The organism is Burkholderia sp. HI2761, from assembly GCF_002223355.1.
Lineage (GTDB): Bacteria > Pseudomonadota > Gammaproteobacteria > Burkholderiales > Burkholderiaceae > Burkholderia.
In genome coordinates this window covers 85,275-110,544 of record NZ_NKFN01000009.1, presented here as the reverse complement: position 1 = coordinate 110,544, position 25,270 = coordinate 85,275, and the positions used below count along the sequence as shown (strand labels likewise).

Below are 25,270 nucleotides of genomic sequence, written 5' to 3'. Positions count from 1 at the left end.
CCGCGGGCCTCATTGATTTCATCGAAGCGGGACGCCGATTGTCTTGCGCGAGACATTGGCGTCGGGCGCAGATCGCTACTCTCGCCGTGTGGACGTGCGGTTCGCACGATTGGATAGCGAGGTCATGGATGGAACGAGCAGCAGCACCGCCGCAGGAACTCTCGTCGATCAGGGCGGCGGTTGAATGGGCAATCGCGACGCGCCGCAGCGTCAGAGCGTATCTTCCGACGCCCGTGCCCGAGGAGACCATCAAGGCAATTCTCGACGTGGCCCGTTATGCGGCGACCGGCGTGAACATTCAGCCGTGGAAGGTCCACGTCGTCACCGGCGCGGCGCGAGACCGCGTATGCAATGCGATCAAGGAAGTCGACGCCGATCCGTCGCGGGCGGACATGCACGTCGATGAGTGGAACTACTACCCGAACGAGTGGGTATCCCCGTACATCGACAGACGGCGCGCGCTCGGATGGACGCTGTACGGGCTGCTGGGCATCCGGAAGGACGATAAACCGAGGATGCGCGAACAGCACGGGCGCAACTACCAATTCTTCGATGCGCCCGTCGGGCTGTTCTTCACCATCGACCGCGTCATGCAGCAGGGAAGCCTGCTCGATTACGGCATGTTCCTGCAGAACATCATGATCGTCGCGCGCACCTACGGCATCAGCACGTGTCCGCAGGCCGCCTTCATGAAGTATCACAAGATCATCGAGGAGGAACTGGGCATCGGGTCCGACGAAATGTTCCTGATCGGCATGAGCATGGGCTACGCGGACGACAGCCGTATTGAAAATGCGCTCGTGTCCGACAGGGCGCCTTCTTCCTCTTTCACCGTCCATCACACCACCTGAGTCCGCCGGCAGAGCGGTCGTCACTTGCAGCAATCACGATATCCACAAGGAAATGGAGGAGACCATGAGCAACGAAATCGATGTCCAGAAGGTCGTACAAGACGCAAGATTCTCCCGCTTTCACGGCTTGATCCTGTTCTGGTGTGTCCTGATCCTGGTTCTCGATGGCTACGATCTCGCCGTCGTCGGCACGGCGCTCCCGTCGATCATGAAAGATATGGGCGTCAACGCGGCAAAGGCCGGCTTCATGGCGAGTTCGGCACTGTTCGGCATGATGTTCGGCGCCATCTACCTCGGCATGCTGGCCGACAAGATCGGCCGTCCGGTTTCCCTCTGTGCATGCATCGGGTTATTCAGCGTATTTACCGCTGCCGCCGGTCTTACACATGATCCCGTGTCCTTCAGCATCACGCGGTTCCTGGCCGGCCTCGGAATCGGCGGGGTCTTGCCGATCGTCACCGCGCAGATGGGCGAGTTCGCACCGCGGGCCATCCGGGCACGCCTCGTCACGGTCGTGTTTGCCGGCTATTCGATCGGCGGGATTCTCGTCGCGCTGACGGGCAAGCAGATGATCGAATCCTACGGCTGGCAATCGGTCTTCTTTCTCGCAGGGACACCGGTGTTGCTCATCCCGTTCATCCTGATGACGATGCCCGATTCCTTTGCGTTCCTGGTACGGAAAAATCGTGCCGCGAAGATTGAAGCGACGATTCGCAGGATCGCGCCGGACGCGCGGCTTCAACCCGGCGACCGTTTCGTCATGCCGCAGCAGGCAATCAGCAGCACGCCCGTGGCGAGCCTGTTCCGCGATGGCCGCGGATTCAGCACCGTCATGATCTGGATCGCGTTCTTCATGGGGCTCTTCATGGTGTACGCGTTGAGCTCGTGGCTGACGAAACTCATGGCGATGTCGGGCTACAGCCTGGGGTCGGCATTGACGTTCGTCCTCGTCTTCAACGTCGGCGCGGTGGCAGGTGCGATCGGCGGAGGGTGGCTCGGCGACAAGTACAACATCAAGCATGTGCTGGTGGCGTTCTACGCCACGGGAGCCGTCTCGCTGGCGCTGATGGGATACACCCGGTCCACCGCGCTGCTGTTCCCGATCGTGTTCGTGGTCGGCGGCTCGACGCTCGGCACCCAACTCCTGGCCTATGCGTATGCCGGAGAGTTCTACCCGGCGGCGATCCGGTCGACGGGCGTCGGATTCGCGTCCGGCGTCGGTCGCCTCGGCGCGATAGCGGCACCCGTGCTGATCGGCTTGCTGGTCACGATGCGCCTGCCCCTCGAACAGAATTTCCTGGCGATCGCGCTTGCCGGCGCGCTGGGTACCCTCGCGGTCACGATGATCGACCATCGCCGCAGCGCGGTATCTCGGCACGATGTGGACGTGGCTCCCACGCGCATCGATGCCGCATCGTCCGCCAGCAGGTAAGACGACGCGTTTCCCGTCGCGGCCGGTCGACGCAGATTGCGGCTCGCGTTCACGCGCCGACGTTGCAGGATCGCCGGCGCGGAACGCACCGCACCGGCAGCAGAAGCCGGCGTTCGCGCGGGTTGTCGTGCAGGAGACGCCGACGCACCGCGCGTACCGTCCGTGCAGGCGATGTCGCCATCACCCGACCGTCACCGGCAATACCGGGGAGCCGGACACGCCGCGCAAACAAAACGTGATGATGGCCGTCACGTGGGCGCTGGCCTGCTCGGCATCGGGTGCTGCGTTGCCGGTGAGCGGGACGACCAGTCCCTCGAACAGACACCCGACGATGCAGTCCGCCGAAGCCATCGCATCCTGTGCCGGGAACTCGCCGTTCGCCATCCCCTGCTCGATGATCGTCTTGAATACCCTCGCCAGCGCTCTGTGAAAGGTCAGGCGCATTGCCTCGACATCGGGCTCGACAGGTTCGGCGACCAGCGAATAGGCGAGGCGCCGCCCCTGCAACGCACGGCTGGCGAACGTCCAGACGGCGGCACCGAGACGCTCCGCCGCCGTACCGTCGCGCATGGCAATGCCGGCGACGACATCGACTTCACGCTGTGCCGTCGTCCTGACCACCTCGACCATCAGGTCGGTCTTGGATGCGAAATAGCGGTACAGCGTGCCGATCGCGATTCCGGCGGCTTCCGCGATCGCATACATCTGCGCGTCGCGAAACCCCACGTCGGCCACCAGATCGCGCGCGGCCTTTACGATCAACGGATGCTTGTCGGCCCCTCTGCGGCGAACGCGAACACGCGCCTGACTAACTGGAATTTCCATTTCATTTACCGTCACATCCGAAGCACGGGCAGGCATCCCGCCGCGCTTCCCTGCATCATCACGATCGCAAACGTCGAATCGTCCGACCGTTGGCTCCCTGTACGTTTCGTATGATACGCCCAGGCAAAAAATCGAGTATGGGTTCGTGACATGCCGGTACAAACACCTAGCCACCGTGCCTTGACAGTGAATATACTGGAACCTACTCTTAAGCGAATTTCAATTCTATTTAACGGATTGGCCAGTACATCCGGATTGTCCGAACGGCCCATGCACCATGTGATGCGTGGCGTCGGGAGCCCTCGCGCAACGGCACGCTATTGTTCCGAACGATGAACCAACTTTGTGGCATGCAAACCATCGACGCAAAGCGGGAAGCAGCGCCTCCGGCCGCCGAGATGGCACGGCCCTGCAACCGTGCGAATCTCGGCGTCCGAAAACATGACGACGGCCCCGGCGCCCCGGCAGCCGTCACCGTCGACGCCTTTCTCGCACGCTGCTCGTGGTACGTCGATCTGACCGAGGGCCAACGGGAGATGGTCAAGCGCGATTGCTTCGATAGGTCCTACGCTCCCGGTGCGGTCGCTTGCCACCGGGGCGACGCCGTGGACCATTGGCTCGGCGTGATCGAAGGCATCGTCAAGGTCGATACCGCGTCGAAAAATGGCCGCGTCGTCACGTTCGCCGGCATCCCGGCGGGCTCCTGGTTCGGGGAAGGCAGCGTCCTGAAGGACGAACCTCGCGCCTACTCCGTCACCGCGGTCCGCGACAGCCGGTTGGCCTTCATGCCGCGTGCGACGTTTTTCCGGCTCCTCGAGAACAGCCATACGTTCAGCCGCTATGTGATCGACCAGCTCAACGCCCGATGCGGCTACTACATCGGTCTGGTTCAGAACCTGCGGATACAGGAGGCGCCCGCCCGCGTGGCGTTTTGCCTGACCGAACTATTCAACCGACAACTGCATCCCGCCACGACGGCGACGCTCGGTTTCTCGCAGGAAGAAATCGGCAGGCTTTCGGGGCTCTCCCGCCAGAACGCCAATCGCGCGCTACGCACGTTGACCGATGCAGGGCTCATCCTCGCCGAATACGGGGCGGTGCAGATCCTGGATCTCGAGGGGCTGAGAAAATTCGCGCATTCGGAGGATTGAGTCCGGCTTCGTGTGGATAATCGGCGGCAAGACTCGGTACGGCATGCCGTTGCGCCAGGCAACGCTGCTTCGCCGCTTTGGTGGAGATATCTCGTCGAATACGCTGGCAACCAGCGGGTGCCGGTGGGCTTGGCCGCGCGGCCCATCCAGGGTCGAACGGGCACCACACCGTCCCGGGATCAGCGTGCAGTCTCGCGTCGGGCGACGCAGTACACAGCCGCTGCCGTGATCCCGAATATCAGATGAGCGATCAGCGTGATCGCGCCGCGAACCGGGATGAACCACGGAAAGATCGCCGTGAATCCATACAGGTTCACGCCGTACAGGAGAAGCCCGAACGCGCCGCCCGCAACCAGCGCGGCCACGCACGACAGACCGTGGACCAGCCGCACCAGCACGGCCGCATAGACGAGCGAAAGCATCGCATGCACGAGCGTCGCCACGCCCATGACCAGCGGATCGAAGCCGCCGGACGTATCGAGCACGCTTCGCCCCATCACGATCGCGGCCGTCAGGCGCGCGTCGCGCAACAGATTCCGGACGGCGTCATCGCCGGCGATTGCCCAGAGCAGCAATTCGATGACGGTCGATCCAAGCGCCGCGCCAAACGCCGCGCAGAGTATCGGGACCACACTCGCTCGTTTCAATGGTCGTCCTCATGGCGGGCCGGTCGATGCATCGGACCAACCGCCGTGCAACCCGGCTTACGACGCCCCTTCGCAGTCCGACCAGTACGCAAACGGGTCACGATGTTTCGGATAGTGCTCGTCCAGCCATTTCAGCAGCGTCGCCCGGGCATTGTCCATGTCGGCCTTCAACGACGACGTCGTCAGTTCGTGCACTTCGATGGACTTTTCCCGATCGATCACGAAGCAGTTCCAGTCGGGGCCGTCGAGATCCGGATCGTCGGATGCCTTCGACGACTGGCTCCAGCCGAAACGCTTGCGCGCATCGATGTAGTAGCGCGGATGCACCTTCAGATACGACATCTCGCCGCCCTGCAGGCTGCTCTCGGCGCGCAGCACGTCGCGTTCGTCGACGATCTGCGTGACTTCCGGAAGCCGGCGGGAGCGCCATCCGGCAGGCAGCGTCGCCACCGCACGGACGCTGTCGTAGGTGCCCCACTCCAGGCCCCACGCTTCGGCCATGCGTTTCATGAACGCGTCGGCGCTCGGATAACCGCGCAGCTGGATACGGGTCGACAGCGTGACTTCCACGCCGCCGCGACCGCCGGATCCACTCGACACCTCGTCGCCCGTTTCGAACGGATTGCCCGGGCGCGGCGAGTCGCGCTTCGCGTCCGCGGGCGCCAGGCCGGAAAAAAGCTGATCCAGCGCCGCACGCGCTTTCGACGATTTGTCTGGTCTATTCATCGGTTCCCTTTTGTACAAATTTGAACCCGTACTGTAATGGTTGGTGATTGCCCTGCCGTCGGGCAAAGGCTCGATTCCGCTTCACTGCGGCGATCTCGCCGTTTTCCGCGGCTGCATTGTAACGATTCGGCATCCACGATCGAACGAACGGAACGGGCGGCCCGCCGCATACGTGACGCGCGGGCCGAAGCGGTCGCCTGCGCGAACCGCCGGGTGCGCGCTACCGCAGCGCCCTCACCATCCGTTCCATCAACGCGAGGACCTCCGGCCGATTCTCGCCCTTCGCATGCACGAAGTGATAGCTGAGCAGCGAATCGACCTCGTGACGGCTCACGCGCACGAGTGCGCTGCGCTGCAGATACGCATCCGCAAGCGGCGTTCGCGCAAGCGCCACGCCCAGCCCCGCTTCGGCCGCCGCCAGCACGAGGTTGTAATCCTCGAACCGGCGATCCTGCGCGCGCGGCTTGAATGGAATGCCGAGCGCATCGAACCACGTGCGCCAGCCGGTCACGTCGGAATCGTGCAGCAACGGCATGTCGAGCAGCGCGGCGTCGCCCGTTGCGCGACGCATCCCGGCCAGTTGCGCGGCGAGCCGCGGATGTGCGACCGGATACAGCCGTTCCGGCATGAACGGGCGGGTGTCGAGTCGACGCCAGTTGCCGCGCCCGTACCGGATCGACAGATCCGCTTCGCCGCCGGCGATGTCCACGTTGCGCAGTTCGATGCCGAGCTCGATGCGCAACGCGGGCGCTTCACTCTCGAGCGCGGGCTGCCGCTCCAGCAGCCACAGCTGCGCGAACGCGGGCACCACGCTCATCCGGACCAGCCGCGGCGTGCGCGGCATGCGCCACTGATCGGCCGCGCCGTCGATGATCGCGAACGCCTGCTCGATCCGGCCGACGAAGCGCTGGCCGTCCGGCGTCAGGCGCACGCCGCGCGCATGCCGTTCGAACAGCGCCATCCCGAGCCAGTTTTCCACGGCGGCCACCCGGCGGCTGATCGCGCCGTGCGTGACGCCGGAGACGTTGGCGGCCGCGAGAAACGAACCCTCGCGCGCCACCGTGCAGACCGTCTCCAGGCTCGCGAGCGGCGGCCGCGGGCCCGGTATCGGCGCGGCGGCCGAGAGCCCGCCAGCCGCCTGACGCGCATGCGCCGAACCGTCGGCCCGCCGCGCTCCGGAGCTGTGAGCCATATTCATATCCGGATATTGATCTGTGCGCTAGCTTAACATCTTGCGACGCCGCACCATTGCCGCATGAATACGCTTTCGTCACCGACGTCGCGCAGCGCGCGACAACCGCTCGTCGCGGCAGCCGCGATCGCGTTCACGATCGTCTCGTGGGCATCCGCGTTCCCGTTCATCCGGATCGGCCTGCACGGCCTCGCGCCGCTGCAGCTCGCGGCCGCGCGTTTCGCGACCGCCGCGTTGCTCGTGATCGCGTGGCTCGCATGGCGGCGGCCGCCGCTGCCGGCGAAAGGCGATGCATGGCGCTTTCTCGCGTGCGGCCTGCTCGGCATCGCACTCTACAACGCGCTGCTCAATACCGGCGAACAGACCGTGTCGGCCGGCGCGGCGAGTTTCATCGTGAACACGCTGCCGATCTTCACCGCATTGCTGGCCGCCGTGTTTCTGCGCGAGCGCTTCAATCGCTGGGGCTGGCTCGGTTCGCTGATCAGCCTCGCCGGCATCGCGGTGATCGCGCAGGGGCAGCCCGGCGGCCTCGTCCTCGGCTCGGGAAGCACGCTGATCCTCGGCGCGGCGTTGTGCTCGGCCAGCTATTTCGTGTTGCAGCGGCGGCTGATTCCCGTGTACGGCGCGCTGCCGTGCACCGCGTACACGCTGCTGGCCGGCGCGGTGCTGCTCGCGCCCTGGTTGCCCGGCGCGCTCGCGTCGCTCGGCGGCGGGTCGCGCGACACGGCGCTGGCCGTGGTGGTACTCGGCGTCTTTCCCGCCGCGCTCGGTTACGCGACCTGGACCTTCGCGCTCGGCTACTTCGGCGCGGCGCGCGGCCAGCTTTCTCTACCTGACGCCGGCGGTCGCGACGCTGCTGTCGGTGGCGCTGACCGGCGAGCGGCCGGGCATCGCGACGGCGTGCGGCGGCTTGCTGGCGATCGTAGGCGTGATCGTCGTCGCATTGCGCGGACGGTCGTAGGGTCGAGATTGCCGTGAATTGCGGGGCCGACGCGAACGATCCGGATTTGCCGCGACGCCGGTCCCCGAGACGCCCCGGTCTTTGCCGATCAGGATGGACGGTTCGGCCTGCGCGATCGGCACCCATTCGCCGGCGCGGGCGGATTTGACCGTTAGTTGCATAATAGTGGTGATCGTCCTCAATGAAGCAGAACCATGAAACCGGATACGCCATTCGCCAATGACCAAACTGTGCAGACAAATCGACCGAACAGTTCCCGATTGACCGTGCGTCAGTGTCCATGGCTTCGCCGTGGCGACCGGCCGAATAATGGATACGGCCGTAAGGCCGACGACAGCGAACCGCAATCCGGGGGCCGCTGCGGCGCACGATTTCCGGTATCCGGAAGCATCGACATCCGCGCGCCGGCACACGCCGCAACGGCCCGCCACGCGGTGCACCGCAGCACGCGGAAGCGGGTTCCGATATATTCATACGAATTGCATCGCGTCAGGCGCGCGCCCGCTCGCCCGGGCGGCAGGTCACCCGGCCCGACGCCATGCAAGCGACGCCCGTGACGGGTATGGAAAATCGTCCGATCGCCCCGGCCCGCGGCCGGCCGGTCGAGACGTCAATAGAAAGACATTCAATTCGGAGATGGCAGATGGAACGAAGCACTGTCGGCATGCGCTGCAAACCCCTGATCACCGTTGCACTGGCTGCCGCCGCGTTCACGGCCGCGTCGAGCGCGATGGCCGACCAGGTCGTGAAGATCGGCAGCGTCGAACCGACGACGGGCGGCATTTCGCACCTCGGCAAGGACAATGAGAACGGCGCGCGCCTCGCGGTCGAGGAAATCAACGCGAAGGGCCTGACGATCGGCGGCAAGAAGGTCACGCTGCAACTCGACGCGCAGGATGACGCGGCCGACCCGCGCCAGGCGACGCAGGTTGCGCAGAAGCTCGTCGACGACAAGGTCGTCGCCGTCATCGGCCACCTGAATTCGGGCACGTCGATCCCGGCATCGAAAATCTACAGCGACGCGGGCATCGTGCAGATCTCGCCGTCGGCCACGAACCCGACCTACACGCAGCAGGGCTTCAAGACGACCTACCGCGTCGTCGCGACCGATGCGCAGCAGGGCCCGGCGCTCGCGAGCTATGCGCAGTCGAAGGGCGTGAAGAGCGTCGCGGTGATCGACGACTCGACCGCGTACGGCCAGGGTCTCGCGAACGAGTTCGAGAAGAAGGCGAAGGCGCTCGGCCTGAAGGTGCTGTCGCACGACGCGACCAACGACAAGGCGGTCGACTTCCGCGCGATCCTGACGAAGGTGAAGGGCGAGAACCCCGACGCGATCATGTACGGCGGCATGGACGCCACCGGCGGCCCGCTCGCGAAGCAGGCGAAGCAGCTCGGCCTGCGCGCGAAGATCCTGTCCGGCGACGGCGTGTGCACCGACTCGCTGGCCGAACTGGCCGGCCCGGCGGCCGACAACGTGCTGTGCTCGCAGGCCGGCGCGGCGCTCGAGAAGATGCCGGGCGGCGCGAGCTTCCTCGCGAAGTACCAGAAGCGCTTCAACCAGGGCATCAAGTTCGACGCGCCGTTCGCGTACGACGCGGTCTATATCGCGGTCGATGCGATGAAGCGCGCGAACTCGACCGACCCGGCGAAGATCCTCGCGGCGATGCCGGCGACGAAGTACGACGGCGTGATCGGCACGACGACGTTCGACTCGAAGGGCGACCTGACGCACGGGATCATCTCGATCTACGGCTACAAGAGCGGCAAGAAGACCTTCCTCGACCAGGTGAAGATGTAACCCGACGCGGCGCCGGCACGACGGGAACGCCACCCGTCGGCGCCGACGCCGTGCGGGCCGATTCAGGCTTTACGGAGACGAAGCATCATGTGTGCAATGGCGTATGCGGAATTCCAACAGGAGTTGAAGAAGGCGCAGTTGACGGCGCGCGAGTTCGCCCGCCTGATCCGGATGAACGAAAGTTCGATCACCAACTATTCGAGCAAGGGCACCGTCCCTTCCCACCTCGCGGTCATCGCGAAACTGATCGGCACGCTGGCCGCGCATGAAATCGACTTCCGGCGCGTGATCCGGCAAATGCGGATCGAGCCGAAACGGCCGCGCGGCGTCGGGGTGTTTCCCGCGGCGGAAAAACCGCGCGCCGGGAAGACCGTCGACGGCGAATCGTGAACCGCCGCGTTCATTGACGATACCCCTGCAATTTCCGGTGCGAAGTGGCGCTTCAACCCGTCTGCCGCGCACCAAGAGGCTGCCAAGCGGGAACGTGCTCGATACCCTGCAGGAAGTTCTCGAGGTCGCGCCGCGATAGCGCGATTGTCGCGGCATTGTCGAGCGGATGAAACAGGAAGACCGGTTCGTCGGCCAGGTCCGTGTCGATCACCAGCTGAACCTTGCCGGCGTGGTCATTGACCAGCGCGAGCGGACTCAGCGATCCAGGTCGAACACCGAGCAGCTCGTAGAGATGCTCGGACGAAGCGAACGACAGGCGCTTGCTGTTCAGCAAACCGGCCACTGCATGCAGGTCGAGTGCCTTGTCCGCGATCGTGACGACGAGGTACAAGCTGCCCTGCTTATCCTGCAGCAGCAGATTCTTGCAGCGTGCGCCATCGATCGAAAGCGCGAGCGCCCCGGATTCAGCCATATTGAGTACCGGCCGATGGTACTCGCACTCAAACCGCACGCCGCGTTGCTCGAGCAGTTCGAGCAATTCATCCCGCTCCATCATTTCCCGTTCGAATCAGAGGATTTCCAAAAAGCCGGCCGCCGCGCCGCGTGCCCGGCCAGACATCCGTCACCGCGGCTCGAAGACCGGATACGAAGCCTTGTCGATCTCCGCCAACGCGTCGGTCCTGGACAGCAGGCCTGACTCGTCGAGGATAACCGCCAGCGGGCGGCCTTCCGCAACCGACTGACGCGCCAGCTTGCTCACGCGTGCGTAGCCGAGCGTGGGCACGAGCGCGGTGGCAACCGCCATCGAATCCATCAGATGCTGCTCGTTGCGCGCGATATCCGCCTTGATGCCGGCGACGCATTTCCGGGCAAATCGCTGGATGCCGTTGGTCAACAGCGTGATGCTGTCGAACACGCGGGACGCCACGACCGGCTCGAAATGATTGATCTCCAGTTCGCCGTACTGGACCGCCTGTGCGACCGCGACATCGTTGCCGATCACCGCAAAGCTCAGCTGGATCATCGCCATCGGCAACACCGGGTTGACCTTGCCCGGCATGATCGACGACCCGGCTTGTGCTTCAGGGAGCCGCAGTTCGCCCAATCCCCCCGCCGGGCCGGACGACAGGACGGTCAGGTCCGATGCGATCTTCGCGAGCGATGCCGCACATGTCCGAAGCTCGCCCGAGACCCGCGAGTACACGTCCATGTTCTGCATGGCATCGAACGGATTGACCGGTGCGACATAGTCGACACCCGTGATCTCCGACAGATGCTTGAAGACAGCCGGCCGATACCCGGCAGGCGCACCGAATCCGGTCCCGATCGCCGTGCCGCCCAGCGGAAGCGTACGCAGCTTGCCGCGCACCGCCGTCAGTTCCTCGGTCAGACGCCGGGTCAGCGACGCATAGCCGCCGAAAAGCTGGCCGAGCCGCATCGGCTGCGCATCCTGCAAACATGTCCGGCCAAGATGCAGGACATCGGCAAACTCGGCGGCCTTGTCGTCGAACCGTTCGGCAAGATGGTCCAGTGCGGCGACGAGCGGCCCGAGCAGCGCATATGTCGCGATCTTCATCGCGGCTGGATAGACGTCGTTGGTGGACTGCGAGCGATTGACATGGTCGTTCGGATGGACCACGTCGTACGACCCGGCGGCATGACCGAGGACCTGTTGCGCGCGGTTCGCGATCACTTCGTTGAAGTTCATGTTCGTCGACGTGCCGCCGGAGCCCTCGAGCAGATCGACGATCAGCGAGTCGGAAAACCTGCCGTCGATGATTTCCCGGCACGCCTGGCCTATCGCATCGCATTGCTGCTGCGTAATCACGCCGTTGTCGCGGTTCGCGAGCGCCGCCGCCCATTTGCATTGCGCGAACGCCGTCGGGAACGCCGCATAGTGCGCGATACCCAGCGGCGAAACCGTCAGATTGTCAACGCCCCGCACCGAATTGACGCCATACAGTTTGTCGGCCGGAATCGTGACTTCGCCGACATAATCGCGTTCCGTACGGGTTTCAGCTTTGGCCAGACTGTTCATGTGAGTTCCTGTTTCCAACATCGATGAGTTGTTCGATTTCCTGACCGAGGGCTCGTTTCACACGCGGCAGGAATGACTGTTCGATCACTTCGCATGCCGTATCGCATGCATCTTCGAAGAAGGCGCCGTATTCGTCCCGACGCGCCACCAGATACAGCGACCGCTCGAGACCGAGCCGGTCGACGACGTGGGTCTTCACCTGGTCCGCATAGGCGGCCCCCTGCAGCAGGCACATCGGCGACGTCACGGCCCATCCGATGCCCTCGGCCACCATCGAGGTCAGCGCGTCGGCATTGTCGAGCTCCAGGCGGGTCGGGGTACGTACTTCGATGCGTCGCAGATAACGCTCGATCTGCATGCCGACCTGTGAATTCCGGTTGAAACGCACGATCGGCAATGCGTTGGCAAGCGCCCTGATGTCGTCGACGGTCCGGATCGACTTGCGAAAATCCTTGGGCGTGACGACCAGATATTTCTCGGAAAGGAGGCGGAATCGCACGATGTCGTTGGCATCGATGAGCGCATCGCTCGTGACGATGAGATCGAGATCGCGCCGCAGCAACGCTTCGCCTTGCTGCGGACTCAGCCCCGTCCGGATCGACAGTTGCGAAACCTTGCCCAGCAGGCGCTTCGTGAAGACCGAACCGCAGGTCGCGGCGAACGAATCGACCAGCCCGATGCGCAGGTCCGGCTTGATGCCTTGCCCGGCTTCGACGACCTGCGCCCTCAAGTTGGCGATCTCCTCGCTGAGCACCGCCCCCCGGTTCCGCAACGCGATGCCGAACGGCGTCAGCGCGAGGGGACGGGTCGTACGATTGACGAGCACGACGCCCAGTTCATCCTCGAGTTGCCGAACGATCTGCGAGACACCGGATTGGGATATGCCCATGCGTGCGGCCGCACCCGACATGCTGCCCTCTTCCGCAACCGCGACAAAGACTTGCACGGCATACATATCGATGGGCTTGTTGGCGGACATGATGGGCTCCACGGGTTGCGATCAACTGTTGCGATGTGCAGCCGGCAGGATGGCGTCGCGCTTGCCGTCGAGCGCCACTTCATCGCTGCCGTGGCCTGAACCCACGTCAGACAGATTCTCGCGGCCGGTTTCCGGCGCAAACAGATGGCAGAACACGCCACCGAACACCAGCACGGCCACGCATGCGCCGAGCGCCGCGTGAATGCCGACGTGCTGCACGGCCACCGGCAGAAGAAACGTGCTGATCGCGGACCCGAACCGGCTCGAGGCGACGGCCAGCCCCACGCCCGATGCGCGCAGGTGGGTCGGGAAAAGCTCGGGCGGATAGACGAACTCCAGGTTGGCTGCGGCGGAAAGAATACAGGCGAAAATGCCGAACGCGAGTATCGTGCCGAGCGGCCCGAATCCCGCATACGCCAGCACCGCGAGGCCGAGCGCGGCGAGGTAGAAGCTCCCGACGAGGAACGCGCGGCGCGACAGTCGGTCGGCGATCAGCAATCCGAAGATTGCACCGGCAAAGAGCAGTACGTTATAGACGAGGCCGCCGACAAAGCCATCCTTGACCTGCAACGCCTGAAGCACCTTCGGCGCAAACGTCCCGAGCGCGAAATACGGAATGACCTGGCACGTGTAGAAGATGCAGCCGACCAGCGTGTTTCTGCGCCAGCGCGACGAAAACAGTTCCGACCACGCGCCTCGACGTTGCGGAGGTGCGTCCGGCGATATGGGCAGAACGGTATCTGCGCCCAGTTTTGCGCGGATGATTGCAAGCGCCTCGTCCTTCCGCCCGCGTTTCATCAACCACATCGGCGACTCGGGAACGCCGAGGCGGAACGGCAGAATCAGCAGGGCAGGCAGGCCGCTCGCAGCCAGCATGATGCGCCATGCGTCGGGGCCGATGTCGCGAATGGCGAAACCGGCGAGGTACGCGCCCACATAGCCGGCCGCCCACGCCGCGGCGAGGACGCTCAGTAGCCGGCCGCGATATCGGCGCGGCGCAAACTCCGTGACGAGCGATTTGCTCACGACATAGTCGGCGCCCAGAATGACGCCCAGGAGCAAGCGCAACACCAGCAACTGGGCCGGTGACGTGACGAAATATTGCGCAGCGGATATCGCCGCGAAGAGCAGCATGTCGAATGCGAAGATGGTCCGGCGGCCATACTTGTCCGCCACGGGGCCCGCAAACATGCTGCCGACAAAAAGACCTGCAAGGGACGCCGCGCCGAGCGCCCCCATCCAGAGCGCGTCCAGATGAAGCGTGCCGGCCGCCATGCTCACGGCGATCCCGATAATGCCCAACACGAAGCCGTCGCTGAACTGTCCGCCTGTCCCGCTGAATGCCACCCGCAAATGGAAGCCGCGCAGCGGAACATCCTCCATCAAGATCTGCTTGCTCACTTTCGTCTCCTGTGACTCTGGTCATCTCGACGCGTTTGCTCGCGCCTTCGGAAACCAGTGTAGAGACTCAAATTCACAAATACAGCATGTCTCCATTCATCATCAGTGATTCTAATAGTAGGTCGCGCAGTCCCTGAACGTAGGCGCCGTTTGCACCCGTGTGAAGCGCTCGACGACCGGTCGCGCGCACCCGCTCCCGTAAACGACGCGGGGCGCGGCGATGCGTCTCCGGCATCGTCGCGCCCCGGCCAGTGCCTCGGCAGGCGGACGCTGCGTCAGAACTGATGCAGCATTGCCTGAATGCGGGAAGGATCTTTCGTCAACGTCAGCGCGAGCATGAGGAGAATGCGCGCCTTCTGCGGGTTCAAGTCATCGCCGAGGAGCCCGAGGTAAGCCGGATCGGCCGGCACGAATCCGCCTCCCGTTCGAGACGAACGAACCACGATCGCCCCTTTCTCGATCGCCTGCTTGATCGAGGGAAGCGTCAGCAGCGATTCGCTGCCGGCTCCGACGCCCGCGACGACGATACCCTGCGCGCCATGTGCGACGGCAGCGTCGTACATGAATCCACCGTCGTTCTGGTAGCCGTAGACGATATCGACTTCCGGCAGCGCGTCGAACTTCGATACGTCGAACGGCGTCGCCGTGGTGTGACGCTTCAGGACGGACGTGTCGAAATGCGGCACTTCGTCGACCAGCGTGCCCATGTAGCCGGCGTCGTTCCCTTTGAATGTATCCAGTGTGGTGCCGTTGGTCTTCGTCGTGTAGCGCGCGGCGCCGATCCGGTCGTTCAGCACGATCATCACGCCGCAACCGCGTGCGTCCGGTGAAGCGGCCACGGTTACTGCTTGCAACAGGTTGCTCGGGCCATCCGCGCCGATCGCCGTCGACGGCCGCATCGATCCGGTCACCACCACGGGCTTGTCGCTCTTGACGACGAGGTCGAGGAAGTACGCGGTTTCCTCGAGCGTATCCGTGCCATGGGTAATCACGACACCCGCGACATCGGGATCGGCGAGCAACTGGTTCACGCGCCTGGCGAGCTTCAGGAGAATATCGTTCGTGATGTTTTCGCTGCCGACATTCGAGATCTGTTCGCCGGATACCTGCGCAATCTTGCCCAGCGACGGCACCGACGCGAGAAGCGCCCCGGCGGTCAGCACACCCGGCTTGTAGCCCGTCGTTTGCGTTTCGCTGCCTGCGGTGCCCGCGATCGTGCCGCCGGTTGCCAGCACCACGACGTGCGGCAATTCACCGGCTGCATTTAATTTCGCCATCACCGGTCCCACCGACAGCAAGCAAAGCGCGAAGCCGGCGAATAGCTGGCGCATGAAGTGGTGTGCAAAAGCGCGGTTGTGTCTCACAACGACCCCCAGATCAAAAGTATGGAACGGGATAGCGCATCGATATGACGCACTACCTGACATCGGGAATCGGTGAGTCGACGCTTGACGCACCCGTCCGACACGAACGAGTGTAGTGACACATTCGCGTGGCCAAATCTGCGCCCCGGCATCATTAGAAAAACTGAATGTCCGATGCACGGACGATGAAGATCGGTGCGCCGGTGCGCGCGGTCTGAATGTCGTGCGAGCGATTCGGCTGATCAGACGATTCCGACCTCAGCTCGCTGTCCCGCCCGCACATGATCGAGCAGCGCCTGCAACGGATGACGCACCTGTTTCGACGACAGACGTTTCACCTGGCTGCGGCACGAATACCCGGTCGCCAGCGCTTCGCCCTCCTGTTCCGGCCCGTCGACGTGCGCGGCCCACGACTGCGCATAGATCGTCTTCGACGTCGCGAGATTGCGCGCCTCGTGCCCATACGTGCCCGACATTCCGCAACACCCGGCCGCCTGGACCTGCAAGCGCAACCCGCGACGCGCGAACACCTGCGCCCATTGCTTGCCGCTGTCCGGCGCATTGGTTTTCTCGGTGCAGTGCGGCAACAACCGATATGAAACCGTCGCCCCACCCGCACCGGCTTCTGGCAGCGCATCCAGCAGCCATTCCTGCGGCAGCGCGACCTTCGGTACGTCGGCGAGCCCCGTCACCTTCAGGTATTCCTGCCGATACGTCAGCGTCATCGCCGGATCGAGGCCGACCAGCGCGACGCCCGAGCGCGCCAGCGCGGCCAGTTGCGTCGCGTTGCGGATCGCCGCCTTCGCGAATGCATGAAGAAAGCCCTGCACGTGCAGCGCCTTGCCGTTCGGCGCGAGCGGCGCGAGCCACACCTGAAAGCCCAGGCGCGCCGCCAGCTCGATCAGCGCCGCCAGTTGCTCGGTATCGAAATAGCGCGTGAACGTATCCTGCACGATGACGACGCTGCGTGCGCGCTGCGCATCGCTCAGCGCGGCGAGCGCATGCGGGTCGGCCGGCTTCACGCGCCACGCGCGGATCACGGCCGCGAGATCGAAGCGGCTCAGCAGCGGGCTGTCGACCATGCCGACCTGACGCTCGAGCAGCGCCCGCACCCAGCCGGCTCCCATCAGCCCGTTGTACAGCGCGGGCACGTGCGCCATCCACGGCATCGTGAATTCGAGCGAGCCGATCAGGTAGTCGCGCAGCGGCCGCAGGTAGCGCTGGTGATACAGCTCGAGAAAGCGCGAGCGAAACTCGGGCACGTTGACCTTGACCGGACACTGCCCCGCGCACGACTTGCATGCGAGGCAGCCCGCCATCGCGTCGTACACCTCGTGCGAGAAATCCGTGTCGCCATGACGGGCGTCGCGGCTGTTGCGCCACCGCTCGACCAGACCGCGCAGGAGCGGCTGCCGCGTGCGCGCCGCCGCGACGACGTCGACGCCGGCCTGCCCTTGCAGGCGCAACCATTCGCGCATCAGCGACGCACGCCCCTTCGGCGACTGCACGCGTTCGCGCGTCGCCTTCCACGACGGGCACATCGCGTCGTCCGGATCGAAGTTGTAGCACGCGCCGTTGCCGTTGCAATGCATCGCGGTGCCGTAGCTCTGCCACACGCGCTCGTCGATCTGCCGATCGTGATCGCCGCGCGTCGGCACCTCGTCGATCTTCAACAGTCGCAACGTATGATCCGGCGGCGTCGCGATCTTGCCCGGGTTGAACTGGTTGTGCGGATCGAACGCGGCCTTCAACTGCTGCAGCGACGGATACAGCTCGCCGAAAAACGCCGGCGCATATTCGGAGCGCACGCCCTTGCCATGCTCGCCCCACAGCAGGCCGCCGTGACGCTGCGTGAGTTCGGCCACCGCGTCCGACACGGGCCGCACCAGCGCCGCCTGCTTCGGGTCCTTCATGTCGAGCGCCGGGCGCACGTGCAGCACGCCCGCATCGACGTGGCCGAACATCCCGTACTGCAACCCGTGGCCGTCGAGCAGCGCGCGGAATTCGGCGATGTACGCGGCGAGGTTCTCGGGCGGCACCGCGGTGTCCTCGACGAACGGCTGCGGGCGCGCCTCGCCCTGCACGTTGCCGAGCAGGCCGACCGCGCGTTTGCGCATCGCATACACACGCTTCACCGCATCGTTGCCGGCCGCGAGCGTATGGCCGAGACGCTCCACGCTCGTATCGGTGCGCAGATGCTCGACGAACGCGCGCACCCGCGCATCGACGTCGCGTTCGTCGTCGCCGCTGAATTCGATCAGGTTGATGCCGAGCGTGGGACGCGCGTCGTCCTGCGGGAAATACTCGGCCACGCTGCTCCACACGAAGTCCTTCATCGCGAGCATCAGCACCTTCGAGTCGACCGTCTCGATCGATAGCGGCCGATGTTCGAGCAGCGCGCGCGCGTCGCGCAGCGCGTCCATGAAGCCCGCGTAACGCACGTTGACCAGCACCGAAAACTTCGGGATCGGCAGCACGTTGAGCTTCGCCTCGACGACGAAGCCGAGCGACCCTTCCGCGCCGCACAGGACGCTGTTCAGGTTGAAACGGCCGTCCGGTTCGCGCAGGTGCGCGAGGTCGTAGCCGGTCAGGCAGCGGTTGAGCTTCGGAAACTTCGCGTCGATCAGCGCCGCCTTGTCGTCGCTGATGCGCCGCGCGGTGCGATACACCTTGCCGACGCGGTCCTGCCGCGCACAGCGGCGCGCCAGTTCTTCATCGTCGAGCGCGCCGCTGTGCAGGTGCTCGCCGCCCATCAGCACGAAATCGAGTTCGAGCACGTGATCGCGCGTCTTGCCGTACGTGCAGCTACCCTGCCCGCTCGCGTCGGTGTTGATCATCCCGCCGACGGTCGCGCGGTTCGACGTCGACAGCTCCGGCGCGAAGAACAGCCCATGCGGCTTCAGCGCCGCATTGAGCTGATCCTTGACGACGCCCGCCTGCACGCGCACCCAGCGCTGCTCGACGTCGATTTCGAGGATCCGGTTCATGTTGCGCGACAGGTCGACGACCACGCCGTCGGTCAGCGACTGCCCGTTGGTGCCCGTGCCGCCGCCGCGCGCGGCCACCGCGACGTCGCGGTGCGCGGGTTCGGCCAGCAGCCGGGCCAGCAGCCGGACGTCGTCCGCATGCGCGGGACAGATCACCGCCTGCGGCTGGCGCTGGTAGATCGAGTTGTCGGTGGCCTGCACGGTCCGGTTCGCGTGGTCCGTGTGAATCTCCCCGGCGAATCCCGTCGCCCGCAGCGCGGCGAGGAAATCGCGGTAAACGTTCGCGGGCGGGCTGGCGGGACGGGGCAACGGGGCGATCGACATGGGGCAAAAACGCAATGTGGGTGGAGCAGGGTGATTCGCGTGCGCCGAAACATGACTTCGTTGCAAGTTTCCGCACGACCGAGAATTCGAGTATCTTCGGATATTCGGCCAGAAACAAACGAATTCCCCCCCGGCGAAGCTTGCATAAAACTCATGAATTACCGTCGCCTGACCCCGTCGATGTCGTTGCTGCTCGTGTTCGAGGCCGCCGCGCGGCATGAAAGCTACACGCGCGCGGCCGAGGAGCTGTCGCTGAGCCAGAGCGCGATCAGCCGGCAGGTCCAGACGCTCGAGGATCAGCTCGGCGTGCCGCTGTTCCGGCGCGAGGGTCGCTCGGTGAAGCTGACCGACGTCGGCCGCCGCTATTTCGCCGAACTGACCGGCGCGCTCGGGCGCATCCGCGGCGCGACGTTGCAGGCGATGTCGCACCAGGCGGGCGCCGGCTCGCTGCGGCTGGCCACCCTGCCGACCTTCGGGTCGAAATGGCTGCTGCCGCATCTGCACGGCTTCTATGCCGCGCATCCGGGCGTGACCGTGCACCTTCATTCGCGAATCGGCGCGATCGATTTCCTCAACGACGACCTCGACGCGGCGATCACCGTCGGCGCCGGCGACTGGCCGGGCCTGCATGCGCACCGGCTGTACAACGAATTCCTGATCGCGATCGCGCCGCGCGCCACGGGCAGCGGCCGCAAGGCCGACGCGCGCACGCCGGCCTGGGCCGCGAAGCAGACGCTGCTGGGCGTGACGAGCAATCAGCAGGCCTGGGCCGAGTGGTTCTCGCACTATCGGCTCGATCATCGCCAGATGCGCATCGGCCCGAGCTTCGAGCTGACGTCGCACCTGATCCAGGCCGTGCATGCCGGAATGGGGATCGGACTGGTGCCGAAGGTGCTCGTGGAGGACGAATTGAGCCGCGGCGAGCTCGACTCGATCGGCGACGCGATTACCAGCCAGCGCAGCTATTACCTGGTCTACCCGCCGGGCAACGACGCGCTGCCGTCGCTCGTCGCCTTCCGCGAATGGCTGCTGACGTCGTGCTGACGTGCCGCTGGCGACGTGCCGGTCAGGCGCGCCATTCGCCGAGAATCTGCTCGGCGAGGTAGTCGCACGGCGGGCGCGCGGACTGCGCGCTGCGCGCGAGCACGACCTCGAGTTCGCCGAGCGACGGCAGCCCGTGGCTCTCCGACAGCTGCAACAGGTGATCGGGCACGCAGCAGCGCGCGAGCGGCGCGACGGCGAGGCCGGCCTCGACCATGCTGAGCAGGCCGAGAAAGCTCGGGCTTTCGTATGACATCCGGTACGGAATCTTCCGCCGGTTCAGCGCCTTGACCGCGTGATCGCGCGCCATGCTGCCGCCGTGCGTGAAAAACGCCACCGGCAGCGGCCGCTCTTCCCACACATCGCGTTTCGGCGAGCCAGCCCAGACGAGCGGCTCCATCCGGATCAGCTCGCCCGTCACGCCTTTGATGCGCGTCAGGCACGCGAGGTCGACCGTGTTGTCCTTCAGCATCGGCACGAGCGCGCTGCTCGGCTGGCCGATCACGCGCACTTCCACGCGCGGATGCATCGCGGCGAACTTGCCGAGCACCTGTGGCAGCAGCGACGCGATGTAGTCGTCGGGCACGCCGATCGTCACGCGGCCGCGCATCTCCGGCCGCACGATCGACGCCCACGCCTCGTCGCGCATCGCGAGCATCCGGCGGCCGTAATCGGCGAGCATCCTGCCGTCGTCGGTCGCCGTCACGTTGCGCGTGTCGCGGATGAACAGCAGCTTGCCGAGCGCGTCTTCCAGCGTCTTGATCTGCATGCTCACCGCCGACGGCGACCGGTGCACGGCCTGTGCGCCCTGCGCGAACGATCCGGATTCCGCGACGGCCACCACCATCGCGAGCACATCGAGGTCGAGCTTCTTCATGTCGATTCAGAAAAACTGATCAATCGATTCAGTTTATCCCGTTTTACTGTTCACCTCCATCGCCGGACAATCGACGTCGTCAGCACTCACTCGATGCAGGAAGCGGAAAACATGCACACGTCCGGATCGCTCTACGGGTTTCTCGTCATCGGCGGCATGCTCGCGGTCACGCCGGGGCCGAACATGGTCTACGTGATGTCGCGCTCGATCGCGCAAGGACGGGCGGCCGGGTTCATTTCGCTCGCCGGCGTGATGATCGGCTACCTGTTCTACATGTTCGCCGCGGCGTTCGGCATCACGACGCTGTTCATGAGCGTGCCCTATGCGGGCAGTGTGCTGGGCGCGGTCGGGGCAATCTATCTGCTGTATCTCGCATGGCAGGCGGTGCGGCCCGGCGGCCGCTCGCCGTTCGAGGTGAAGGCGCTGCCGACCGAGCAGCCGCTGCGGCTGCTCGCGATGGGCGCGACGACCAGCGTGCTGAACCCGAAGCTCGCGATGCTGTTCGTGTCGCTGCTGCCGCAGTTCATCGACTACGGGCAAGGCAGCGTGTTCGGCCAGTCGCTGTTTCTCGGCTCGCTGCTGATCGCCGCGTTCGCGTCGGCCAACGGGCTGGTGGCGCTCTGCTCGAGCAGCCTCGCGAAGTTCCTGCACGGCCGCCCGACGCTGCTGCTCGCGCAGCGCTGGACGATGGGCATCATCCTCGGCAGTCTCGGCGTGCGGATGGTGATCGAGGCATCGAAGCTGGCCGGCGTCGCGTGAGCGGCACGCCGCCGCGCGGGCCCGCGCGATCGCGGGCCGCGCGCGTGCGTCGGGCAGGCGTCACGCGGCAACGGCCTGCCGCTGCGCCTCCAGCTCGCGCACGAGCGGCAGCACGCGGCGGCCGAAGTATTCGACTTCCTCGATGAAGTGCAGGAAGCCGGTCAGCACGAGATCGACACCGATCGCCTTCAGTGCGACGATCCGCTCGGCGATCTGCCGCGGCGTGCCGATCAGGTTCGTGCGAAAGCCGTCGTTGTACTGCACGAGATCCTCGAACGTCGATTTCGCCCAGTTGCCCTCGCCTTCGGGCGACGCCTTGCCGGCCTGCTTCACCGCATCGCCGAACGCGTGCACGGCCTCGACGTGCGCATGCCGGATGATGTCGTCGAGCACGGCCTGCGCTTCTTCCTCGGTGTCGCGCGCGATCACGAACGCGTTGACGCCGATGCGCACGCGATGGTCGTTCGCGGCCGCCTTCGCGCGAATGTCGTCGATCTGCGCCTTCAGGTTCTCCGGTGTATTGCCGTTCGTGAAATACCAGTCCGACACGCTCGCCGCGTTGTCGCGCGCCGCGCGCGAGCTGCCGCCCTGGAAGATTTCCGGATGCGGCTTCTGCACCGGCTTCGGGCTCAACGTGTAATCGTTGAAGCGATAGAAGTCGCCCTTGAACGTGAAATTGTCCTGCGTCCAGATGCCCTTGAGCGCCTGGATGAATTCCTTCGAGCGCCGATAGCGTTCGTCGTGCTCGAGCCACGGCTCGCCGATCGCGGTGAATTCGCCCTTGAACCAGCCGCTCACGACGTTGATCGCGATGCGCCCGTTCGAGATGTGGTCGATCGTCGCGAGCTGCTTCGCGACCACGGCCGGATGCCACGGCCCCGGCAGGATCGCGGCGAGCACCTTGAGCTTCGTCGTCGCATGCAGCAGCGCCTGGCTGAACGACACCGACTCGTGCTGGTATTCGGCGCCATAGCCGGCCGTGAAGCGGATCTGGCTCAGCGCATAGTCGAAGCCGGCCGCTTCGGCCGTGCGCGCGAGCTTCTGGTTGTATTCGAGGCTCCAGTCGGTACGCTGCTCGATCGTGCTGACGACGAGGCCGCCGCTGACGTTCGGCACCCAGTACGCGAATTTGACGCCGTCGGCGGAAGGGTCGGGAAGGCTCATGAAGGTGTCCTGGTCGGAGGGGAAACGAAAGCGGCTTACGCGGCCGCGACGGAAAGCGCGTGCGGGCGCAGTTGCGGCACCGCGCGGTCCACGGCGAGCGCGATGCGCTCGCGCAACGCCGGGCTGGCGATCTGGTACCGGTCGAAATCGCTTTCGGACGCATACACGCCGATCGGCAGCGTGCGCGCCTGGAAGAAGCTGAACAGCGGGCGCAGCTGGTGGTCGATCACGAGCGCATGACGCTCGCTGCCGCCGGTGGCCGCGAGCAGCACCGGCACGTCGACGAGCGCGTCGTGACGCACGAGGTCGAACAGATGCTTGAAGAGGCCCGTGTACGACGCGCGATACACCGGGCTCGCGACGACGAGCGCATCGGCCGTCTCGATCGCGCGGATCAGTACATCGAGATCGGCCGGCACCTGTGCGCGGGTAAGCGCGCCGGCCAGCCGGCTGCCGATCTCGCCGAGTTCGATCCGCCGCGTATCGATCGGCAGCGCGGCGCCGAGCGCCGTGACGATCGCGTCGGTCAGCGCCAGCGTGCGCGACGGCCGCTGCAGGCTACCCGATATCGCGACGACGTTGAGGGGTTGGCTCATGCAATGCGTTCCCATGGTGGAGCCGCGTGGAGCGCGGCGATACCGGTTCGGGTCAGCAAGGAGCGTGCCATTGGCGCGGGGGCGTGACGGAAAGGTCGTCTGCATCACGAAACTTTTCGCCAACGCCCGCCGGAAATGGCGCTTCGCCAAATACGCGACGGCGGCAAGCGTTCCGGCTCGCGCTTCACATCGATATTCCGCAACACGATGAACCGTGTGCAGCGAGTCTGCTGATGTACTGCTGATCAGGCAGCAGCCCGTCGCGCGCGATAACGCCCGATTCGACGCCGTGACGTCACCGCACCGACGCTCTTCCGCCCCATTGCAGGTTCCGCAGCAATCGCGCTTTGGTTATCAGAAATCGATGCTTTTCGCGCGCGGCGAAACGTTCAACACTCTGCTGACTACGCAGCAGCCAGACCGCGGCGCCCGCCGGCACGGGGCCGCCTTGCCCGGCCATCCAACGGTTCATCGCCATGACTTCCATTTCCACATCGCCGCGCCCGCTCAACCTTCGCGTCGTCACCGCTTCGCGCGATCCGGCCGGGCTTCAGCCCGCCGAGCGCGCGGCGCCGGCGCTCACGTTGCCCGAACGTCACGCGCCGGCCCGCGCGCCTGCGCAGGTGTTCGCCGATCCGCGTTCGCTCGCGCTGCTCGAACAGGTTCGTCGCGTCGCGCCGAGCGACGCGAACGTGCTGATCGTCGGCGAGACGGGCACCGGCAAGGAACTGATCGCACGCCACGTGCACGAGCTCGGCGCCCGTCGCGACGGGCCGTTCGTCGCGGTGAACTGCGGCGCATTCTCCGAAACGCTCGTCGACAGCGAACTGTTCGGGCACGAGAAAGGCGCGTTTACGGGCGCGTTCAGCGCGAAGCCCGGCTGGTTCGAAGCCGCGCACGGCGGCACGCTGTTTCTCGACGAAATCGGCGATCTGCCGCTCGCGATGCAGGTCAAGCTGCTGCGCGTGCTGCAGGAGCGCGAGGTCGTGCGGCTCGGTTCGCGCACGGGCATTCCGGTCGACGTGCGGGTGGTCGCTGCGACCAACGTCGACTTGCAGCAGGCGGTCGCGGCCGGGCAGTTTCGCGGCGACCTGTTCTACCGGCTCAACGTCGTGCAGCTCGCGGTCCCGCCCTTGCGCGACCGCCCGGGCGACATCCTGCCGCTCGCGCGCCACTTCTTCGGCATTTATCGCGACCGGCTCGGCGGCGGCCCGCGCCGCATCGATCCGCGCGCCGAGCGCCGGCTCGAGGCGCACGGCTGGCCCGGCAATGTCCGCGAACTGGAGAACGTGATCCATCATGCGCTGCTGACGAGCCGCCACGATGCGCTGCAGGACACGGACCTGCACATCGCGCCGCCGTGCCTGCCGGCTGCTGCCGCGCCCGTAGCCGATTCGTCCGCCGACGCACAGGCGGCGCTCGAACACGCGCTGCGCGACCTGTTCGACGACGGGCACGGCAACCTGTTCGAACGTATCGAGGACACGGTGATGCGTGTCGCGTTCGAATTCAGCCACCGCAATCAGATCCGGGCCGCGCAGTTGCTCGGCATCAGCCGCAACGTGCTGCGTGCGCGGCTGATTCGCGCGAAGGCGATCACCGCACTGAAATAGCGGCACCGGCCCGCGCGCCGCTCCGCCCCGGGCGCCATGGCGCCGCGATCCGTGCCGCGACGTCCGAACCTGATGTATCGTGGCGCGAAGCGTACGCTTCGTTGCCTGCCCCTCGCCCGGTCGCCCGTCATGCGACCGTCAGCGACCGGCAACA

The 25,270-nt window shown here is 65.5% G+C and carries 22 protein-coding genes and 1 pseudogene; 9 read left to right on the top strand and 14 right to left on the bottom strand.

Features of this window, described 5'->3' with window-relative positions:
• The first annotated feature begins 128 nt into the window (after positions 1 to 128).
• Both CFB46_RS32435 and CFB46_RS32430 read left to right on the top strand, forming a co-directional pair.
• Complete coding sequence (locus CFB46_RS32435) at positions 129 to 851, top strand: nitroreductase (protein WP_027786318.1); 723 nt, start codon at positions 129 to 131, stop codon at positions 849 to 851.
• A gap of 64 nt (positions 852 to 915) precedes the next feature.
• Positions 916 to 2,283, top strand: a complete 1,368-nt coding sequence (locus CFB46_RS32430; RefSeq protein ID WP_027786317.1) for an MFS transporter — start codon at positions 916 to 918, stop codon at positions 2,281 to 2,283.
• A 180-nt stretch (positions 2,284 to 2,463) separates the two neighbouring features.
• On the opposite strand, the gene CFB46_RS32425 is transcribed toward CFB46_RS32430, so the two are convergent.
• Positions 2,464 to 3,108: a TetR/AcrR family transcriptional regulator gene (locus CFB46_RS32425; protein WP_027786316.1), complete on the bottom strand. Its 645-nt coding sequence runs from the start codon at positions 3,106 to 3,108 to the stop codon at positions 2,464 to 2,466.
• 350 nt (positions 3,109 to 3,458) lie between these two features.
• On the opposite strand from CFB46_RS32425, the gene CFB46_RS32420 reads away from it, so the two are divergent.
• Positions 3,459 to 4,259, top strand: coding sequence for a Crp/Fnr family transcriptional regulator (locus tag CFB46_RS32420; RefSeq protein WP_227789474.1), 801 nt, complete (start codon positions 3,459 to 3,461; stop codon positions 4,257 to 4,259).
• Positions 4,260 to 4,438: 179 nt separating this feature from the next.
• On the opposite strand, the gene CFB46_RS32410 is transcribed toward CFB46_RS32420, so the two are convergent.
• From CFB46_RS32410 to CFB46_RS32400, 3 genes are all read right to left on the bottom strand, one after another.
• Positions 4,439 to 4,906 (bottom strand): hypothetical protein, encoded by a 468-nt coding sequence (locus CFB46_RS32410; protein WP_027786315.1) that lies wholly within the window; start codon positions 4,904 to 4,906, stop codon positions 4,439 to 4,441.
• 57 nt (positions 4,907 to 4,963) lie between these two features.
• Positions 4,964 to 5,632 carry a hypothetical protein gene (locus CFB46_RS32405; RefSeq protein ID WP_027786314.1) on the bottom strand — a complete coding sequence of 223 codons (669 nt, stop codon included), beginning with the start codon at positions 5,630 to 5,632 and terminating at the stop codon, positions 4,964 to 4,966.
• Between the two features lie 220 nt (positions 5,633 to 5,852).
• The gene (locus tag CFB46_RS32400; protein ID WP_027786313.1) at positions 5,853 to 6,830 is read right to left on the bottom strand and encodes a LysR substrate-binding domain-containing protein; all 978 of its coding nucleotides are present in this window, start codon (positions 6,828 to 6,830) and stop codon (positions 5,853 to 5,855) included.
• A 57-nt stretch (positions 6,831 to 6,887) separates the two neighbouring features.
• Between CFB46_RS32400 and CFB46_RS32395 the strand changes: the two are divergent.
• The 3 genes and pseudogenes from CFB46_RS32395 to CFB46_RS32385 all read left to right on the top strand — a co-directional run bounded on the left by CFB46_RS32395 (position 6,888) and on the right by CFB46_RS32385 (position 9,973).
• Positions 6,888 to 7,785, top strand: a pseudogene (locus CFB46_RS32395) (DMT family transporter).
• 643 nt (positions 7,786 to 8,428) lie between these two features.
• Entirely contained in the window at positions 8,429 to 9,583 is a 1,155-nt protein-coding gene (locus tag CFB46_RS32390; protein ID WP_089502455.1) for a branched-chain amino acid ABC transporter substrate-binding protein, read from the top strand.
• An 87-nt stretch (positions 9,584 to 9,670) separates the two neighbouring features.
• Positions 9,671 to 9,973 (top strand): hypothetical protein, encoded by a 303-nt coding sequence (locus tag CFB46_RS32385; RefSeq protein WP_027786311.1) that lies wholly within the window; start codon positions 9,671 to 9,673, stop codon positions 9,971 to 9,973.
• Between the two features lie 52 nt (positions 9,974 to 10,025).
• Here the strand turns inward: CFB46_RS32385 and CFB46_RS32380 are convergent, their stop codons facing one another.
• From CFB46_RS32380 to ydiJ, 6 genes are all read right to left on the bottom strand, one after another.
• Positions 10,026 to 10,511, bottom strand: a complete 486-nt coding sequence (locus CFB46_RS32380) for a prolyl-tRNA synthetase associated domain-containing protein (protein WP_158683530.1) — start codon at positions 10,509 to 10,511, stop codon at positions 10,026 to 10,028.
• Positions 10,512 to 10,595: 84 nt separating this feature from the next.
• On the bottom strand, positions 10,596 to 12,032 hold the full coding sequence (locus CFB46_RS32375; protein ID WP_218827939.1) for an aspartate ammonia-lyase: 1,437 nt from the start codon (positions 12,030 to 12,032) through the stop codon (positions 10,596 to 10,598).
• Entirely contained in the window at positions 11,989 to 12,990 is a 1,002-nt protein-coding gene (locus CFB46_RS32370; protein ID WP_027786309.1) for a LysR family transcriptional regulator, read from the bottom strand. Before CFB46_RS32370 ends, CFB46_RS32375 begins: the two co-directional genes overlap by 44 nt.
• Before the next feature lie 21 nt (positions 12,991 to 13,011).
• The gene (locus tag CFB46_RS32365; RefSeq protein WP_199779087.1) at positions 13,012 to 14,391 is read right to left on the bottom strand and encodes an MFS transporter; all 1,380 of its coding nucleotides are present in this window, start codon (positions 14,389 to 14,391) and stop codon (positions 13,012 to 13,014) included.
• Between the two features lie 275 nt (positions 14,392 to 14,666).
• Positions 14,667 to 15,818 carry an asparaginase gene (locus CFB46_RS32360; RefSeq protein ID WP_279610183.1) on the bottom strand — a complete coding sequence of 384 codons (1,152 nt, stop codon included), beginning with the start codon at positions 15,816 to 15,818 and terminating at the stop codon, positions 14,667 to 14,669.
• Between the two features lie 179 nt (positions 15,819 to 15,997).
• On the bottom strand, positions 15,998 to 19,066 hold the full coding sequence (gene ydiJ, locus CFB46_RS32355; RefSeq protein WP_027786307.1) for a D-2-hydroxyglutarate dehydrogenase YdiJ: 3,069 nt from the start codon (positions 19,064 to 19,066) through the stop codon (positions 15,998 to 16,000).
• Between the two features lie 153 nt (positions 19,067 to 19,219).
• On the opposite strand from ydiJ, the gene CFB46_RS32350 reads away from it, so the two are divergent.
• Complete coding sequence (locus CFB46_RS32350) at positions 19,220 to 20,110, top strand: LysR substrate-binding domain-containing protein (protein ID WP_027786306.1); 891 nt, start codon at positions 19,220 to 19,222, stop codon at positions 20,108 to 20,110.
• Positions 20,111 to 20,132: 22 nt separating this feature from the next.
• On the opposite strand, the gene CFB46_RS32345 is transcribed toward CFB46_RS32350, so the two are convergent.
• Positions 20,133 to 20,984: a LysR substrate-binding domain-containing protein gene (locus tag CFB46_RS32345; RefSeq protein WP_027786305.1), complete on the bottom strand. Its 852-nt coding sequence runs from the start codon at positions 20,982 to 20,984 to the stop codon at positions 20,133 to 20,135.
• 111 nt (positions 20,985 to 21,095) lie between these two features.
• Here CFB46_RS32345 and CFB46_RS32340 point away from each other — a divergent pair, with 111 nt between their 5' ends.
• Entirely contained in the window at positions 21,096 to 21,743 is a 648-nt protein-coding gene (locus CFB46_RS32340) for a LysE family translocator (RefSeq protein WP_027786304.1), read from the top strand.
• 60 nt (positions 21,744 to 21,803) lie between these two features.
• Here CFB46_RS32340 and sfnG read toward each other — a convergent pair whose 3' ends face one another.
• The 3 genes from sfnG to CFB46_RS36710 all read right to left on the bottom strand — a co-directional run bounded on the left by sfnG (position 21,804) and on the right by CFB46_RS36710 (position 23,981).
• Positions 21,804 to 22,907 (bottom strand): dimethylsulfone monooxygenase SfnG, encoded by a 1,104-nt coding sequence (gene sfnG / locus CFB46_RS32335; RefSeq protein WP_027786303.1) that lies wholly within the window; start codon positions 22,905 to 22,907, stop codon positions 21,804 to 21,806.
• A gap of 35 nt (positions 22,908 to 22,942) precedes the next feature.
• Complete coding sequence (gene msuE, locus CFB46_RS32330; RefSeq protein ID WP_027786302.1) at positions 22,943 to 23,503, bottom strand: FMN reductase; 561 nt, start codon at positions 23,501 to 23,503, stop codon at positions 22,943 to 22,945.
• A 295-nt stretch (positions 23,504 to 23,798) separates the two neighbouring features.
• Entirely contained in the window at positions 23,799 to 23,981 is a 183-nt protein-coding gene (locus CFB46_RS36710; RefSeq protein ID WP_227789475.1) for a hypothetical protein, read from the bottom strand.
• Here CFB46_RS36710 and CFB46_RS32320 point away from each other — a divergent pair.
• Positions 23,980 to 25,116, top strand: coding sequence for a sigma-54 interaction domain-containing protein (locus CFB46_RS32320; RefSeq protein WP_080681413.1), 1,137 nt, complete (start codon positions 23,980 to 23,982; stop codon positions 25,114 to 25,116). The genes CFB46_RS36710 and CFB46_RS32320 overlap by 2 nt on opposite strands.
• Positions 25,117 to 25,270 lie beyond the last annotated feature (154 nt).